The organism is Bradyrhizobium sp. CCGB01 (assembly GCF_024199795.1).
Taxonomy (GTDB): domain Bacteria; phylum Pseudomonadota; class Alphaproteobacteria; order Rhizobiales; family Xanthobacteraceae; genus Bradyrhizobium.
Genome location: NZ_JANADK010000001.1, coordinates 5,022,708 through 5,037,947 on the forward strand (window position 1 = coordinate 5,022,708; position 15,240 = coordinate 5,037,947).

Genomic DNA, 15,240 nt, shown 5'->3' on the forward strand with positions numbered 1-15,240 from the left:
AGGTGAAATTCCACATGATCAGCGGCGGACCGAAGCCGGTCGCGCCCTTCAGCCACGCCGTCGAGACCGATGGCTTTGTCTTCGTCACCGGCCAGATGCCGGATACGCCGCAAACGCCGGGCGTGCTGCCCGACGGCATCGTCGCGCAGACTTGTGCGGTGATGGCGAATTTGAAGGTGGTTCTGGCCGGTCTCGATCTCGGCCTTGAGCACGTCGTGATGACAAGGATTTATCTCACGCGTTTCAAGGAAGACTACGCCGCGATGAACGAGACCTACCGCAGCTTCTTTCCACCGGACAGCCTGCCGGCCCGCACCTGCGTCGGTGTCACCGGGCTCGCCTACGACGCGCTGATCGAGATCGATCTGGTGTGCCGGCGGCCATGAGAGCAGCGTAGGGCGGATTAGCGAACGTAATCCGCCACGTCCTCGCCGCGGAGGTGAATGCGGCGGATTACGCCTTCGGTTAATCCGCCCTACGGCCCCTCATGTTCCCATGTCGGCGCGAACTTTCCGTAAAATTGCAACCCGCGCGTGCAAGAAGTCTTGATCGGCGGTGATCTAGAGGTGATGGCGCGCCTTGAACGCGGCCCCGGGCGACAGCGACTAATCCAACAGAGTGCCCAAGGATCAGTGGAACGTGATCGAGCTTCCTCTTCTTAAAGCACCAAAATGGTGCTTTAGTGCTTTCCATGAGCCCGTCGCCCCGAAACGCGCCATCTGCGCTGCGTTACAGGCTTGCCCCTGACCCGGCCGCCAAGGCCGCGCTGGAGGCGACGTTCCAGGCCTATGACCGCATGATGGAGATCCTGGACGAGGTCGCACGGAGCCATAACGTCGGTTCCAACGTCGTCCTGCTCCATGCCCATGCCTATGACCCAATCCGCAAACAGACCGCGCTGCCGTCGCGGCTGGTGACGCTGGGCCTGCGCGACCGCGCCGATTATCGCGCCGCGCAAGGCCGCCGCCTGCCGCTCGACGACAAGCTCGCCAAGATCAAGGGCCCCGCCACCATTTCGATTGCGACGGTGCAGGGGCGCTTCAGCGTGTCCTTCGACTACGCCGGCTATGCCGAGGGCTGGGGGCAGAGCGCGCCCGCGCACCTCATCCGCACCGACGACGGCTTCGAAGTTCACTACGGCGTCACGCCGAACAGTCTGCCAGAGGAGGAGAACGCTATGGATACCATCGCTGCCGCCCCCGACAATTTCCTGTCACGGGTCGGGCGCCTGATCGCCGGGATTGCCTATGACGCGATCGAGCAGGCGGAAGGCAAGAACAAGCTCAAAGTGGTCGGCCAAGCCATCCGCGAGATCGAACGCGCGGAAAGCGAAGCGCGCGACGCGCTCGCGGCCGCACGTGCCGAGGAATACCGTCTCAACGCGCGTCGCACCGAGATCGAACGCGAGATGACCGATCTTGCTCCCAAGATCGAGGGCGCGATCGCCGATAACCGCGACGATCTCGCGCGCGCCGGCATCGCGCGGCAGATGGATCTGGAGGCGCAGTTCGAGGTGCTCTCCCGCGCCATCGACGAGAACAACGAGAAGATCGAGCAATGCGTGACATCGCTGCGTGCGGTGCTGTCGGCGCTCCAGGACGCCGAGCAGCGCCGCGCCGATCTCGAAAAGAGCGAAGCACAGGCGAGCCATCAGGCCGCGACGTCGCCCCGGAAATCGGGCGGCAGCTCGGCGGCGGCGAAGGCCCTGCGGGCGGGCAGGGCGGTGGCGCGCGCCACCGGCGTACCGCCGGGCATTCCGTATTCCAGCGACATCGACGAGCTCAGCACGCTCCATCGCGACAGGGAGATTGCGGCGAGGCTGGCGCGGCTGAAGTCACGCTCCTGAGTGCCGTGTCATGAGCGCTCTGCTCGAACACGTCATGATGCCGGAGGTCAGGCCGTTCGCGATCGCGGCGGCCATGATCCTCATCGTCGGCTCGATCGAGGTGGTCTCGATGCTGGTCGGCGCTTCGCTGAGCGAGATGCTCGGCACCAACATCGATTTTGGTCACCCCAGCGACAATGGCGTGATCAATGCCATCTCCTGGATCAATGTCGGCGGCGTGCCGCTGTTGATCTTCCTGCTGCTGCTGCTCGGCGCCTTCTCCATCACCGGCTTCCTGATCCAGGACATCGCGCGGATGGTGGCTGGTCCCTTGCCGACGACGCTCGCCTCGGTCGGGGCGGTCGCCGCCTCGATTCCGCTGGTCCGCGGCGCGAGCCGGGCGATCGCGCGGGTCATCCCCAAGGATGAAAGCTACGCCGTCGGCCTCGGCGATCTCGTGGGCCGCGTCGGCGAGGTCGTCATCGGTCCACTCGATCAGGGGCCGCCCGGCCGCGTCAGCGTCGCCGACATTCACGGCAACCGCCATTTCGTCTGGGCGGTCGCCGCACCATCGTCATCGCCCCTGCCGCAGGGAACCATGGTCCTGCTGGTCGATCGCGCCGACACCCGCTTCGTGGCGGTGAAGGCCGACGATGAACTCAAGCCGTCCAAACCACCTCTAAGCAGCTAGCAAGCCATTTATTGGAGAAAGTCATGTTCGACATCGCAGTCCCGGCCATGATCGGCGTCGCGCTGATCGTCGTCCTCGGGATCGTCTTTACCATCCTCTACAAGCGCGCGACCCGCGACGAGGCCTTCGTGCGCACCGGCCTCGGCGGCAAGAAAGTCGTGCTCGACGGCGGCGCTATGATCCTGCCGATCTTCCACTCCTATGCCAGCGTCAATCTGAAGACGCTACGCCTCACCGTCGAACGCAAGGAGCGGGAATCCCTGATCACCAAGGACCGCCTGCGCGTCGATATCGTCGCCGAATTCTACGTGCGCGTCCGCCCCGACGATGAGAGCATCGCGCTGGCGAGCCAGACGCTGGGAGCGTTGACCAACGATGCCGAGGCGCTGCGCAACCAGGTCGAAGCAAAGTTCGTCGACGGCTTGCGCTCGGTGGCGGCGACCATGAGCATCCTCGAGCTTCAGGAGAAGCGCTCGGACTTCGTCAAGCACGTGCAGGCCACGGTCGAGTCCGATGTGAAGTCGAACGGGCTCGAGCTTGAATCGGTGTCGCTGACCAAGCTGGACCAGACCGACGTCAAGTTCTTCAACCCCGAAAACTTCTTCGACGCCGAAGGTCTCACTCAATTGAAGACCGTCACCGAGACCCGCCGGCGCGACCGCAACGCCATCGTGCGCGACAACGAGGTGGCCATCGCGCAGAAGGACCTCGAGGCGCGGCAGCAGACGCTCGGGATCGAGCGGACCAAGAAGGAGGCCGAGCTCTCCCAGGAGCGCGACATCGCCAACAAGACCGCGAGCACCCGGGCCGAGGTCGCAACCGCAACCCAGACCGCGCGCCTGACCGAGGAGAACGCACGCATCGATACCGATCGTGCCGTTGCCGAGAAGGAGGCCGGTGCCAAGCAGGTCAAGGAAACGGCAGTCATCGAATCGGATCTGGCGATCAACAAGCGCAAGACCGATGCGCAGCGCGAGATCCAGATCGCCACGCAGGAGAACGAGATCCAGATCGCGTCCAAGAGCAAGCAGACCTCGGAGGCCGTCGCCGAGGCCAAGACGGCCGAAGCGCTTGCCGTCTCCGCTGAGGAAAAGGTGGTGACGGCGCGCGCCGTCGAGGTCGCCGACCGCGCCCGTCTCACCCAGGTGCTCGCCGCGCGTACCGAGGCCGAGCGCAAATCGACCGAACTGATCGTCGCGGCCGAGGCCGAGAAGAAGGCGTCGCTCGATCGCGCCGAGGCCGTCAAGACGCTGGCCACTGCGGAGGCCGAGTCCAACAAGATCAAGGCGGTCGGCGTCAGGAATATCGGTGAAGCGGAAGCTGCCGTCATCACCATGAAGAACGAGGCGCAGAACAAGCTCGGCAGCAACGTCATCGATTTCGAGATCGCCAAGAAGCGGATCGAGACGATGCCGTCGGCGCTGGCCGAGATGGTGAAGCCGATCGCCAACCTCAAGGACGTCCGCATCCTGCACACCGGCGGCGCATTTGGCGGTAACGGTGCGGGCGGAGGCAATGTCGGCTTCGGTGAAGGGCTTGCCGGCGAGCTGCTGAAGGTGCACGCGCTGCGTCCGATGATCGACGAGATCCTGCGCCAGAGCGGCTTTGCGCCCGGCGATGATCCCGTGAAGGCGCTGGTCGGCGCCGTGACGGGCAAGAGCAACGGTGCCGCGATGCCCGCGCCCGTGGCGGAGAAAACAAACGCCGCCGATCTATGAACGCCGGTTCATTGCTGCGGAGAATTCGAATCGATAAGAACTGGCTCGTTGCGCGTCTCGCGTCGCGCAGCGAGCCGGAGTGCGGATCGATGGCGTGTTGAACATCTCGATCTCGCTCCGGATGAATTCCTGGGGCAACGCCATTTGTTGCCGCGGCGCCTGCGCCGATCGACGTCAGGCGCTTGAAGCCAGTTTCGATCCGGAGATTTTTGCATGAAGTATTTTCTGTCTGGACTGATCGCGATCGGACTTGCGATCGCCGCCGCGCCGTCGTTCGCGGCCGACGCCCGCAACGTCACCGTCGTCAACGAGACCGGCTATGCCATCAAGTTCCTGGGCTTCAATGCGCCGGACGATGGGCTGGACGAATGGGACAACGAGCTCGAGAAGGTGTTGCAGAACCAGGCGAGCACTTATGTCGAGTTCGAGGAGGACGACGAGGGATGCGTCTGGAACATCCGCGTCGACTGGCAGAACTACGACGAGGCCGTGCTCTGGAAGAACGTCAATCTCTGCAAGATGACCGCGCTTCGGCTGCGCTACGACCCCGGCACCAAGACCACCTCGTTCGTCGCCGAGTAACGCGACCTGACTTGACTGACTTGGCCCGGAGGAGGGGCCGCTGTAGGCCCTTCCTTCACGCTTTGTGCAAGATAGCGAATTCGTCCTTTGCAAGCGCAAGCGGCTTTGTTATACGCAGCCCGCGCGAACGACTGGTTCGCCCTTTTCCTCGGTAGCTCAGCGGTAGAGCATCCGACTGTTAATCGGATGGTCGCTGGTTCGAATCCAGCCCGGGGAGCCAAAATCCAAATAAATTCAATGGCCTAAATGCGTCGCGCGATGCAACAGCGATCAGGGCTGCCCCTCGGGGGCGTTCGCCCGGCTGTTCTGTCGCCTGGAGAATGGGAATCGGCCGGGCCGTAGCCAGCGCCCAGCGCCGCCGCACCAGACGCTTATAGTTCAGGCTCGGGGGCTTGGACCCTCAGGCGAGGACCGGCTCCTACTGCCAGGGTCTGCGACGGACGCTCCCCGAACATCGCAAGGTAATACTGCGAGAATCGCCCGAGCTCGTAGAAGCCCTGCTGCATGGCGACAGCGGCCACGGTCGTCGAGCCCGGCGCGCTCTCATGCAGAATGGAATGAACGGCGCACAGGCGCTTGTGCCTGAGGAAGCTGACCGGGCCCAAACCGAACACCTCTTGAAATGCGCGATGCAGGGTGCGGCGCGACACCCCGAGGGCGGCGCAGATCTCCGACACATGCACCGGGCGCGTGCCGGTATCTTCGAGATACTCCTCGACCCGGCGGATCAGCCGCCTTGCCGAAGGCAGCCAGCCGGTGTCGTCAGGCGGCAGAGACGACATGACATTGGCCGCCATGCACTCCACGATCGATCGCGTCCAGAAGTCGGCGGTCGACGGTGTCAGGCCGGCCTTGTAGGTACGCAGATGCGACATGATCCGGACCAGGCGACGTGAGGCGATGGCGCCACTATCGAGGTCTGCCCGGAAATGTCCGCGGCTGCGCCAGGTTTCGGGGTCGCTCAACCTCGGTTCGCCGCCGAACAGCGAGGCCACGTCGTTGAGGTCGAAGCGCATGGCCGCGTAAGCGGACGCGCCGAAGAAGACGCCGTCATGCTCGAGCAGCGGCGGAATCACGAGCACGTCGTTGAGGCCCATGTCGAAAGACCAGTGGGTGACGCGCTCTTCGGCCGCGAGCAGCATCCCGATGATCAGCTTGTCGTCGCTCGAGACGCGCTGCGTGCGCATGCCGACGTTGAACGTGCCGATGCTGAGGGAGAAATCGCCGATGCCGACATGGGACAGCGTTCCGCGCAGCCGCCCGCGGCCGAGTTGCATCACGTCGACATGCGAGCCGTGGACGGCCTGCTGAAGACCTTCGAAGCCGTCGAGCTTACGCGAATCAACCAGGAGGAATTGCCCCATGGCCGTACCTTGTTACTCAAGCGCGACAATTCTGCGGCAGGCGGCAGCAAATACTACCACAACGCGAGGTCGGAGTGACGATCTGAGCTCGCGTCCTTGGTCAAATCATCTTCGAATTTAACGCAAAGTATGCGCCAAACAGCGCTCCGGATCGAGGAATTCGTGACATGAGGCAATTAGTCTCGCCAGCTGCTCTCGTGCACTGGCGCAAGCTGCACACCACAGGAATCCAATCCTCAGATACCGTTTGCAACCTAAGCGTTATCAGCGGCAATCGCTCTACGGATCCGCAGGCGGTATGTTGTTGCCGCGTGCTCAAAGGATGTGTACCGCCCGCCCGGCTGCTCCGTTCCGATCCCCGCCCGAATAGGAAAGGGGATAATTTCAGCCAATTTCAAGATCTTACCCCCACGTTCTAACGTTGTTCTCGACACGGCTTCAGGCAACACCTCAACAGTGATCCGGCTGCTTCCGGTGCAGAATCGCGTTCAAGCAGTTGTGTGCGTGTGGGCGCAGTCGCGTCATGAGGGCGACGCTAATTCGACTCAATTCAAATCGAGCCTTGCGGGAGCCGGTTTTTTATGGAGCTGATTCCCATGCCAGACATCCAGGTCGACCGCTTCCGAATGGCCCCCTCGATTCTGCCGGCAGACGTTCCCGAACTCAGCGATGATGAATGCCTGGCTTGCCTCGCGCGCGCCGTCGAGGAGCACGATTCGGCGCGGCTCGACGAAGTCGCCGCGCTGATCGGCCGCCTCGCGGTGACGATCGAATAGCTCATCGACCACTTTGATGCCGTGAGTTGCGCAGCCCGGGTCTGGCGCCCGGGCCCACGGACGTGTTGCGTTTTCGCGGAGCCTGTTCCAAAGATGCCGCCAACTTTCGTCCGCGGCATCGTCCGCATTGCAGGGTCCGCAAATGTCCGGTTTCTCGACCGCGCGCCTAAAAATGGTCGATGGCCAGGTGCGCACCAATGACGTCACCGATCGCCGTGTTCTCGACGCCATGCTCACGGTTCCGCGCGAGGCGTTCGTGCCGGTTGCCAGGCAGGCACTGGCCTATCTCGACCTCGATCTCGACGTGAGCGAGGGCGGCGCCAAGCGTTTCCTGATCAAGCCGCAGCTGACCGGCAAGCTGCTTCAGGCCGCCGAAATCGGCGAGGGCGACAACGTGCTGGTGGTCGGCTGCGCCACGGGCTACCTCGCTGCGCTGGCGGCCAAGCTCGCCGGTCAGGTCACCGCGACGGATTGTGATTCGGCCCTGGTTGCGAAGGCCAAGGATGCTTGCGCCAGCCTCGGGCTCGGCAACGTCACTTGCAAGGCAGCGGCCTGCACCGATGGGGATCCCTCCGCCGCTCCCTATGACGTCATTATCCTCAACGGCGCCGTCGAGGTGACGCCCGAGGCGCTGCTCGGGCAGCTCAAGGAGGGCGGGCGACTCGTGGGGGTGTCTGCCGAATCCAGGCCGCCCCGGGCCATGATCGTGACCCATACCCACGGTGAATTTGGCCGTCGGGCGCTGTTCGATGCCGCAGCTCCGGTGCTTCCCGGGCTGGAACGGGCCGCCGCTTTCGTCTTCTGACCGCCCAAAGCCCGTTAAAATCCCGTTCTGAATCAGAAGTGTGGCCCGGATGCTGCAGCTGAAGAGTTTCCGCTGGGAACTGCCCAAGGGTAGTTCCGTCGCGCCCATTGGCGTCCTATGTTGCTGAGGGGCAACGACTCCACTCGGTAGACGGTAACCCAGCTCGCGGGCACGAGCCGGGCGTTAGATGAACGGAATTTTTGGATGCATGGGGTGAAGCTGTTCACCGGAGCTGCAGTTTCGGTCCTGCTGCTGGCGCTTGCCGGGCCGACGCCTGCCTTGGCGGACACCATCGAGGCCGCGCTGGTGCGCGCCTATCAGAACAATCCGCAGCTCAACGCGCAGCGCGCCCAGGTGCGCTCGACCGACGAGAACGTGCCGCAGGCCTTGTCGGGCTATCGCCCCCGGGTCGCGCTGTCGGCGAACGGCGGCTATCAATATCAGGATACGCTGGCCGCGCCGGGGCCGGGCAACGTACCCATCAACGGGCCCACCGTTCCCCGCAGCGTCGGCGTGACCGTTTCTCAAACGCTCTACAACGGCAACATCACCGCCAACAGAACGCGCGCTGCGGAGAGCCAGGTCTCCGGATCCCGCGAAGCGCTGCGCAGCCTCGATCAAAGTGTGCTGCTCCAGGGCGCCACGACCTATATGGACTATCTGCGCGATTCCGCCACTCTCGAAGTCCAGCGCAGCAACGTGCGCGTGCTCGAGCAGACGTTGAAGCAGACGCGTGATCGCTTCAACGTCGGCGAAGTGACGCGCACCGACGTTGCGCAATCAGAAGCGCAGCTGGCTGCCGGCAAGACCCAGGCGCTCACGGCCGAAGCGAACCTCACCACGACGCGCGCGAACTTCCGCCGCATCATCGGCAACGAGCCCACGAATCTTGCGCCGGGCTCGCCTGTCGATCGCTTCCTGCCTCCCTCACTCGCCGCGGCAGTCGAGCTCGGCCTGGTCGAGCATCCCAACGTCACGGCCGCGATGTTCGGCATCGACGTCAATTTCTTGCAGGTCAAGGTCGCCGAAGGGGCGCTGCTGCCGACGGTCTCATTGCAGGTTGCCGCCACGCAGGGGAACGAACAGTCCTTGATCCAATACAGGGCCTTCAACGCTTCCGCGATCGCGCAGGCCAACTGGCAGCTCTACGATGGTGGCAATTCATACTCGCTGATCCGCCAGTCCAAGGAAAACCTGGCGCAGCAGCGTCTCAACCTCGAAACGACCCGCGACCAGACCCGCGCGACGGTCGTGCAGTGGTGGGGTTCGTTACAGGCCGGCAAGGCGCAGGTGCAGTCCGCGCAGGCACAGGTCACGGCGTCCGAGATCGCGCTGAACGGCGTGCGTGAGGAAGCCAAGGCCGGTCAGCGCACCACGCTCGACGTGCTCAACGCACAGCAGGCACTGGTCAATGCGCGCGTCGCACTGGTCACCGCCCAGCACGATCGCGTGGTCGCGTCCTATCAGGTCCTGGCCGCCGTCGGCCGTCTGTCGCCACAGGTCCTCGGCCTCGCGACCACGGTTTACGATGCGAGCGTTCACTACCATCAGGTCCGCGACAGCTGGGCCGGCGTGCGCACGCCTGACGGACGCTAAAGTCCCGTAGTCATCCGGTCGGCATCGCAAACAGCCGAGGCCGACCGGTGCTTTGCTTGCAATCATCAAAATCCCTGACATAGCCTTGCCAAGAAGATGCGGGTCGATTCGCCCTGCACTTGATGTCGTATGCGTAAAGCTTGAGTGCCGAGGGCAGGGGCGCACCGCCGCACGTTGAGCCGTGAACTGGGGACAAGTCGGGCTGCCGCGACGAAAATGTCGGGGCGTTCGTCCGGAACCGGCCAATCCTGTCGTGCTTGGTGTAAAACAACGCATGCGAGGGCGTTGATGATGTGGAGTCGGAGATGACGCAGCCTGCAAAGGTCACAGAACCCTCGATGGAGGAGATTCTGGCCTCGATCCGGCGCATCATTGCTGACGACGAGGGCAAGCCGCCGCCGGCAGAAGCTGCCAAGCCCGCGCCCACCGCAGCTGCGCCGAAGCCGCAAGCGATGAACGACATTCCGCCTTCCAAGGTCGCACCCGCAAAACCTGCCGCCGAAAAGCCGGCGCCACCGCCGGCCGCAAAGCCCGCAGCGCCGCCGCCGCCCGCGCCTGCGGCGGATGCTGGACCGAATAGCCAGGACGATATCGACGCGCTGCTGGCAGGGCTCGACTCCGCCACGCCTGCGCCCGAGGTCCGGGCTCCAGAACCGGAGCCGGAGCCCGAGCCAGACGTGCTCGAATTGACCGACGAGATGGCGATGGATCCGGAGCCGACGCCGCCTCCACCGCCGCCGAGCTTCCGCAAGGTCGAGCCGCGCGACGATCTGGAATTCGCCGAATCGCCGCCGCCGCGCCCGACTCCCTCACCGTCCTATGCGCCGGTGGACTTCGATGCGCCGCCGCTACCGCCCCAACAGCCGATGCTGGCGCAATCGACGGTCTCGGCGGTCGAATCCGCCTTCAACTCCCTGGCCCACACGGTGCTCAGCAGCAATGCGCGAACGCTGGAGGATCTGGTCAAGGAGATGCTGCGTCCAATGCTGAAATCCTGGCTCGACGACAATTTGCCGGGCCTCGTTGAACGCATCGTGAAGGCCGAAATCGAGCGGGTCTCGCGCGGCGGCAGGTAGAACCCCAGCCAGAGCCCTCATTAAGCCCCGCTTGGGCGGGATGCTCGGCCCTCCGGCCGGGCCGGGAAGCCCGTTCGCCGCCGGGCTTTCCCGTTGACTTGCCCCCCGTGCGCGGCTTTCTAGCAGCCCATGATCGAGAAAAATTACCAGCCCGCCGATATCGAAGCCCGCATGTCCGTCGTGTGGGAGGACAGCCTTGCGTTCAAGGCCGGCCGCCCCGACCGCCGCGACGCTGTGCCCTTTACCATCGTGATCCCGCCGCCGAACGTGACGGGCTCGCTGCACATGGGCCACGCCCTCAACAACACGCTGCAGGACATCCTGTGCCGGTTCGAACGCATGCGCGGCCGCGATGTGCTGTGGCAGCCCGGCACCGACCATGCCGGCATCGCCACCCAGATGGTGGTCGAGCGGCAGCTGATGGAGCGCCAGCAGCCCGGCCGCCGCGAGATGGGCCGCGAGAAGTTTCTGGAGCGGGTCTGGCAGTGGAAGGCCGAGAGCGGCGACACCATCATCAACCAGCTCAAGCGCCTCGGCGCCTCCTGCGACTGGTCGCGTGAACGCTTCACCATGGACGAGGGCCTGTCCAAGGCCGTCATCAAGGTGTTCGTCGAGCTGCATCGCGACGGCCTGATCTACAAGGACAAGCGGCTGGTGAACTGGGACACCAAGCTGCTGACCGCGATCTCCGACCTCGAAGTGCAGCAGACCGAGGTCAAGGGTCACCTCTGGTATCTGCGCTATCCGATCGAGGGCAAGATTTTCAGCCCCGAGGATTCCTCGAGCTTCATCGTCGTCGCCACCACGCGGCCCGAGACCATGCTCGGCGATACCGGCGTTGCCGTGCATCCCGATGACGAGCGCTATCGGAAGCTGGTCGGCAAGAACGTGATCCTGCCGCTGGTCGGCCGCAAGATTAAGATCGTCGCCGACGAATATTCCGATCCGGAGAAGGGCTCGGGCGCGGTGAAGGTGACGCCGGCGCACGACTTCAACGATTTCGAGGTCGGCAATCGCCATGGCCTGCGCCGCATCAGCGTGCTCGACAGGGAAGGCTGTCTCGATCTCCTCGACAACGAGGATTACCTGCGCGACCTGCCGGAAGGCGCCTCGCAGTTTGCCGAGGAGTTCAACAAGGTCGACCGCTTCGCCGCGCGCAAGCGCCTCGTCGAGCGGCTAGAATCCTTCGGCTTCGTCGAGCGGATCGAGCCGCACACCAACATGGTGCCGCATGGCGATCGCTCCGGCACCGTGATCGAGCCGTATCTGACCGACCAGTGGTACGTCGACGCCAAGACGATGGCCAAGCCCGCGATCGCGGCGGTGCGTTCGGGCGAAACGACGTTCGTGCCGAAGAACTGGGAAAAGACCTATTTCGAGTGGATGGAGAACATCCAGCCCTGGTGCATCTCGCGCCAGCTGTGGTGGGGTCATCAGATCCCGGCCTGGTACGGTCCTGACGGCAAGGTGTTCGTCGCCGAGACCGAGGAGGAGGCCGTCAGCCACGCGCTCGGCTATTACGTCGAGCAGGAGGTCATCACGGCCGAGCAGGGCCGCGAGATGGCGCTCGACCGCAACAAGCGCGAAGGCTTCATCACCCGCGACGAGGACGTGCTCGACACCTGGTTCTCCTCGGCGCTGTGGCCGTTCTCGACGCTCGGCTGGCCCGAAGACGCGCCCGAGGTGCAGCGCTATTACCCGACCAACGCACTGGTGACCGGCTTCGACATCATCTTCTTCTGGGTCGCCCGGATGATGATGATGGGCATGCACTTCATGAAGGAGGTGCCGTTCTCGACGATCTACATCCACGCGCTCGTCCGCGACGAGAAGGGTGCCAAGATGTCGAAGTCGAAGGGCAACGTCATCGATCCCCTCAACCTGATCGACGAATACGGCGCGGACGCGCTGCGCTTCACGCTGGCCGCGATGGCGGCGCAGGGACGCGACATCAAGCTCGCCACCAGCCGCGTCGAGGGCTACCGCAACTTCGCGACAAAGCTCTGGAATGCCTCGCGCTTCGCGGAGATGAACCATTGCGCCGTGCCCGACGGTTTCGAACCGGCGAAGGCCAAGGAGACGCTGAACCGCTGGATCGCGCATGAGAGCGCGCACACCACGCGCGAGGTGACCGAAGCAATCGAAGCCTATCGCTTCAACGATGCGGCAGGCGCCATCTATCGCTTCGTCTGGAACGTCTATTGCGACTGGTATGTCGAGCTCGCAAAGCCCGTGCTGCTCGGTCCTGATAGCCCCGCCAAGGACGAAACCCGCGCTATGATCGCCTGGGCGCGCGACGAGATCCTGAAGCTGCTGCACCCTTTCATGCCCTTCATCACCGAAGAGCTGTGGGAGGTCACGGCCAAGCGCGAGGGCCTGCTCGCGCTGGCGCAATGGCCGCTGAAGCCGGCCGCGCCGACGCCCGAGCAGCTCGCGATGCTCGCTGCGGCGGCCGGGCCGACCGATCCGCTGATCTCGCCGGCATTGATCATGCCGATCTTCGACCATGCCGACTTCACTGATCCCAAGGCGGAAGCCGAGATCGGCTGGGTAATCGACCTCGTGACGCAGATCCGCTCGGTGCGCGCCGAGATGAACATCGCGCCGGCGACGCTGACGGCGCTGGTGCTCGCAGGCGCCTCGGCCGAGACCAGGGAACGCGCGCCGCGCTGGACCGAAATCATCAAGCGCATGGCACGGCTGTCCGACATCTCGTTCGCCGATCGCGCGCCTGACGGTGCGGTCCAGCTCCTGGTGCGCGGCGAGGTGGCCGCGCTACCGCTGAAGGGCGTGATCGACGTGGCAGCGGAGCGCACTCGCCTCGACAAGGAGATCGGCAAGGCCGATGCCGACATCAAGCGCGCCGAGTCCAAGCTCGCGAACGAGAAGTTCGTCGCCAATGCGGCCGAAGAGGTCGTCGAGGAGGAGCGCGAAAAGCGTGAGGCGGCACTGGCTCGCAAGGCCAAGCTGCTCGAGGCGCTGGAGCGGCTGAAGCAGGCGTCGTGATCTCGCTGTCATTCCGGAGCGATGCGCAGCATCGAACTGACCTGCGCAATTGCGCACGTGAGAATCTCGAGATTCCGGGTCTGGTCCTTCGGACCATCCCGGAATAACGATCACTTCGGAAACGGCTTGCTCAGGAACTTCGAGCCCTTGACGCCATAGCGCCAGGGCAGCTCGACCGCCTTGGTGATGCCGATCCGGATTCCGGCCGCCACCTCCACATCTTCCGTCCGCGCATGCAGCGCGATCGGGGGCCGGTCGAGCGGCAGGGTGTTGTGCGCAATGGTGATGTCGAGCGCTTCGGTCAGCTTGCCCGGGCCCGAGCACAGTGCGTGAAGGTCCTGGAGATGGCGGCGACGGCGCATCGCGGCCAGGCCATGTGTTGGCTCCAGCGCGCGGATCAGCACGGCGCTCGCCGAGCCTGCCTCCTCGCAGACGAAGTTCACGCACCAATGGATGCCGTAGGAGCGGTAGACGTAGGCGTAGCCGGGCGGCCCGAACATGATCTGGTTCCGCGGCGTCGGGCCGTTGTAGGAGTGCGCCGCAGGCTCGGTATGATGATAGGCCTCGACCTCGACGATGATCCCGCCGACGCCATCCACGAGCATGGTGGCGCCGATCAGGTCGGGCGCGACCTCGCGAACGTCGCGGTCGAAAAAGGACCGCTTCAGCGCCTTGCCGAGCCGCGGTGTGGAGGCTTTGGAGACTGGAGCCATTCGAGGTGAGAATCGCCTGAGAACTGAGCAGGATATTGCCCATATCTGCCATGTTCCCTGAAGCGGCGCGAGCCGGGTTGCGGCAGGCAGCCAGACCGACTAGGTAGGACCTGAACAGACCGGACAGCCCATGGTCGTTATTGTCGACACTATCTCGAACCCGTTGCGCCCGCGTCACCCCGAAAAGGTGAATCGTCCCGATTCCGCTTCGCCGCCGAAGCCGGACTGGATTCGCGTGCGCGCGCCGAATACCCGCGGCTATGCCGACACCCGAAAGATCGTGCGCGCCAACGGCCTGCACACGGTGTGCGAGGAGGCGGGCTGCCCGAACATCGGCGAGTGCTGGGACAAAAAGCACGCGACCTTCATGATCATGGGTGACACCTGCACCCGTGCCTGCGCCTTCTGCAACGTCAAGACCGGCCTGCCCAATGCGCTGGATGCGGCCGAGCCGCGGAACGTCGCCGAGGCCGTCGCCAAGCTGGGGCTGGCCCACGTCGTCATCACCTCCGTCGACCGCGACGACCTCGCTGATGGCGGCGCCGAGCATTTCGCCCAGACCATCCGGGCGATCCGCGTCGCATGCCCCTCGACCACGATCGAGATCCTGACGCCGGACTTCCTGCGCAAGGAGGGCGCGCTCGAGGTCGTGGTCGCGGCGAGACCCGACGTGTTCAACCACAATCTCGAGACCGTGCCGTCGCGCTATCTCACGGTGCGGCCAGGCGCGCGCTATTTCCACTCGATCCGGCTGTTGCAGCGGGTCAAGGAGCTCGATCCCACCATCTTCACCAAGTCCGGCATCATGGTCGGCCTCGGCGAGGAGCGCCACGAGGTGCAGCAGGTGATGGACGATCTGCGCTCGGCCGAGGTCGACTTCCTGACCATCGGGCAATATCTCCAGCCGACCCGCAAGCACCACGCCGTGATGCGCTACGTGCCGCCGGACGAGTTTTCGTCCTACGAGAAGGTCGCCTACACCAAGGGCTTCCTGATGGTATCGGCGAGCCCGCTCACCCGCTCGTCGCATCACGCCGGCGAGGATTTCGCGAGACTGAAGGCCGCGCGGGCAGCTAGCGCCCGCTGAA

Annotated in this window: 14 protein-coding genes and 1 tRNA gene; 13 read left to right on the forward strand and 2 right to left on the reverse strand. The window is 64.4% G+C overall.

The window, feature by feature from the left end; translation table 11 throughout:
- The first annotated feature begins 2 nt into the window (after nucleotides 1-2).
- From NLM25_RS23160 to NLM25_RS23185, 7 genes are all read left to right on the forward strand, one after another.
- A complete protein-coding gene (locus tag NLM25_RS23160) occupies nucleotides 3-386 on the forward strand; it encodes a RidA family protein (RefSeq protein WP_254138524.1) in 384 nt (127 codons plus the stop codon).
- 296 nt (nucleotides 387-682) lie between these two features.
- The gene (locus NLM25_RS23165; RefSeq protein WP_254138525.1) at nucleotides 683-1,846 is read left to right on the forward strand and encodes a PspA/IM30 family protein; all 1,164 of its coding nucleotides are present in this window, start codon (nucleotides 683-685) and stop codon (nucleotides 1,844-1,846) included.
- A 10-nt stretch (nucleotides 1,847-1,856) separates the two neighbouring features.
- On the forward strand, nucleotides 1,857-2,516 hold the full coding sequence (locus tag NLM25_RS23170; protein WP_254119339.1) for an OB-fold-containig protein: 660 nt from the start codon (nucleotides 1,857-1,859) through the stop codon (nucleotides 2,514-2,516).
- Between the two features lie 23 nt (nucleotides 2,517-2,539).
- Complete coding sequence (locus NLM25_RS23175; protein ID WP_254138526.1) at nucleotides 2,540-4,234, forward strand: flotillin family protein; 1,695 nt, start codon at nucleotides 2,540-2,542, stop codon at nucleotides 4,232-4,234.
- Nucleotides 4,235-4,328: 94 nt separating this feature from the next.
- Nucleotides 4,329-4,451 carry a hypothetical protein gene (locus NLM25_RS43925; protein WP_256570730.1) on the forward strand — a complete coding sequence of 41 codons (123 nt, stop codon included), beginning with the start codon at nucleotides 4,329-4,331 and terminating at the stop codon, nucleotides 4,449-4,451.
- Nucleotides 4,448-4,816 (forward strand): hypothetical protein, encoded by a 369-nt coding sequence (locus NLM25_RS23180; protein WP_254119343.1) that lies wholly within the window; start codon nucleotides 4,448-4,450, stop codon nucleotides 4,814-4,816. The genes NLM25_RS43925 and NLM25_RS23180 overlap by 4 nt, the downstream gene beginning before the upstream one ends.
- A gap of 145 nt (nucleotides 4,817-4,961) precedes the next feature.
- A tRNA-Asn gene (locus NLM25_RS23185) sits at nucleotides 4,962-5,036 on the forward strand.
- A 151-nt stretch (nucleotides 5,037-5,187) separates the two neighbouring features.
- Here the strand turns inward: NLM25_RS23185 and NLM25_RS23190 are convergent.
- The gene (locus NLM25_RS23190) at nucleotides 5,188-6,180 is read right to left on the reverse strand and encodes a helix-turn-helix domain-containing protein (protein ID WP_254138527.1); all 993 of its coding nucleotides are present in this window, start codon (nucleotides 6,178-6,180) and stop codon (nucleotides 5,188-5,190) included.
- A 596-nt stretch (nucleotides 6,181-6,776) separates the two neighbouring features.
- Between NLM25_RS23190 and NLM25_RS23195 the strand changes: the two genes are divergently transcribed.
- The 5 genes from NLM25_RS23195 to NLM25_RS23215 all read left to right on the forward strand — a co-directional run bounded on the left by NLM25_RS23195 (nucleotide 6,777) and on the right by NLM25_RS23215 (nucleotide 13,439).
- Complete coding sequence (locus NLM25_RS23195) at nucleotides 6,777-6,956, forward strand: hypothetical protein (protein WP_254124317.1); 180 nt, start codon at nucleotides 6,777-6,779, stop codon at nucleotides 6,954-6,956.
- Between the two features lie 142 nt (nucleotides 6,957-7,098).
- Nucleotides 7,099-7,761: a protein-L-isoaspartate O-methyltransferase gene (locus tag NLM25_RS23200; protein ID WP_254138528.1), complete on the forward strand. Its 663-nt coding sequence runs from the start codon at nucleotides 7,099-7,101 to the stop codon at nucleotides 7,759-7,761.
- Nucleotides 7,762-7,965: 204 nt separating this feature from the next.
- Complete coding sequence (locus NLM25_RS23205; RefSeq protein WP_254138529.1) at nucleotides 7,966-9,357, forward strand: TolC family outer membrane protein; 1,392 nt, start codon at nucleotides 7,966-7,968, stop codon at nucleotides 9,355-9,357.
- A 305-nt stretch (nucleotides 9,358-9,662) separates the two neighbouring features.
- Nucleotides 9,663-10,433, forward strand: coding sequence for a PopZ family protein (locus tag NLM25_RS23210; protein ID WP_254138530.1), 771 nt, complete (start codon nucleotides 9,663-9,665; stop codon nucleotides 10,431-10,433).
- Nucleotides 10,434-10,562: 129 nt separating this feature from the next.
- Complete coding sequence (locus NLM25_RS23215) at nucleotides 10,563-13,439, forward strand: valine--tRNA ligase (RefSeq protein WP_254138531.1); 2,877 nt, start codon at nucleotides 10,563-10,565, stop codon at nucleotides 13,437-13,439.
- A 110-nt stretch (nucleotides 13,440-13,549) separates the two neighbouring features.
- Here the strand turns inward: NLM25_RS23215 and NLM25_RS23220 are convergent, their stop codons facing one another.
- On the reverse strand, nucleotides 13,550-14,152 hold the full coding sequence (locus NLM25_RS23220) for a DNA-3-methyladenine glycosylase (RefSeq protein ID WP_254138532.1): 603 nt from the start codon (nucleotides 14,150-14,152) through the stop codon (nucleotides 13,550-13,552).
- Nucleotides 14,153-14,282: 130 nt separating this feature from the next.
- Here NLM25_RS23220 and lipA point away from each other — a divergent pair, with 130 nt between their 5' ends.
- Nucleotides 14,283-15,239 carry a lipoyl synthase gene (gene lipA, locus NLM25_RS23225; protein WP_254138533.1) on the forward strand — a complete coding sequence of 319 codons (957 nt, stop codon included), beginning with the start codon at nucleotides 14,283-14,285 and terminating at the stop codon, nucleotides 15,237-15,239.
- Nucleotide 15,240: the final 1 nt, after the last annotated feature.

Excerpts from the sequence above, each read along its gene's own strand:
- NLM25_RS23170 (WP_254119339.1), top strand. The coding sequence starts at position 1,857 with ATGAGCGCTCTGCTCGAACACGTCATGATGCCGGAGGTCAGGCCGTTC.
- NLM25_RS23175 (WP_254138526.1), top strand. The coding sequence starts at position 2,540 with ATGTTCGACATCGCAGTCCCGGCCATGATCGGCGTCGCGCTGATCGTC.
- NLM25_RS23180 (WP_254119343.1), top strand. The coding sequence starts at position 4,448 with ATGAAGTATTTTCTGTCTGGACTGATCGCGATCGGACTTGCGATCGCC.
- NLM25_RS23190 (WP_254138527.1), bottom strand. The coding sequence starts at position 6,180 with ATGGGGCAATTCCTCCTGGTTGATTCGCGTAAGCTCGACGGCTTCGAA.
- NLM25_RS23195 (WP_254124317.1), top strand. The coding sequence starts at position 6,777 with ATGCCAGACATCCAGGTCGACCGCTTCCGAATGGCCCCCTCGATTCTG.
- NLM25_RS23200 (WP_254138528.1), top strand. The coding sequence starts at position 7,099 with ATGTCCGGTTTCTCGACCGCGCGCCTAAAAATGGTCGATGGCCAGGTG.
- NLM25_RS23205 (WP_254138529.1), top strand. The coding sequence starts at position 7,966 with ATGCATGGGGTGAAGCTGTTCACCGGAGCTGCAGTTTCGGTCCTGCTG.
- NLM25_RS23210 (WP_254138530.1), top strand. The coding sequence starts at position 9,663 with ATGACGCAGCCTGCAAAGGTCACAGAACCCTCGATGGAGGAGATTCTG.
- NLM25_RS23215 (WP_254138531.1), top strand. The coding sequence starts at position 10,563 with ATGATCGAGAAAAATTACCAGCCCGCCGATATCGAAGCCCGCATGTCC.
- NLM25_RS23220 (WP_254138532.1), bottom strand. The coding sequence starts at position 14,152 with ATGGCTCCAGTCTCCAAAGCCTCCACACCGCGGCTCGGCAAGGCGCTG.
- lipA (WP_254138533.1), top strand. The coding sequence starts at position 14,283 with ATGGTCGTTATTGTCGACACTATCTCGAACCCGTTGCGCCCGCGTCAC.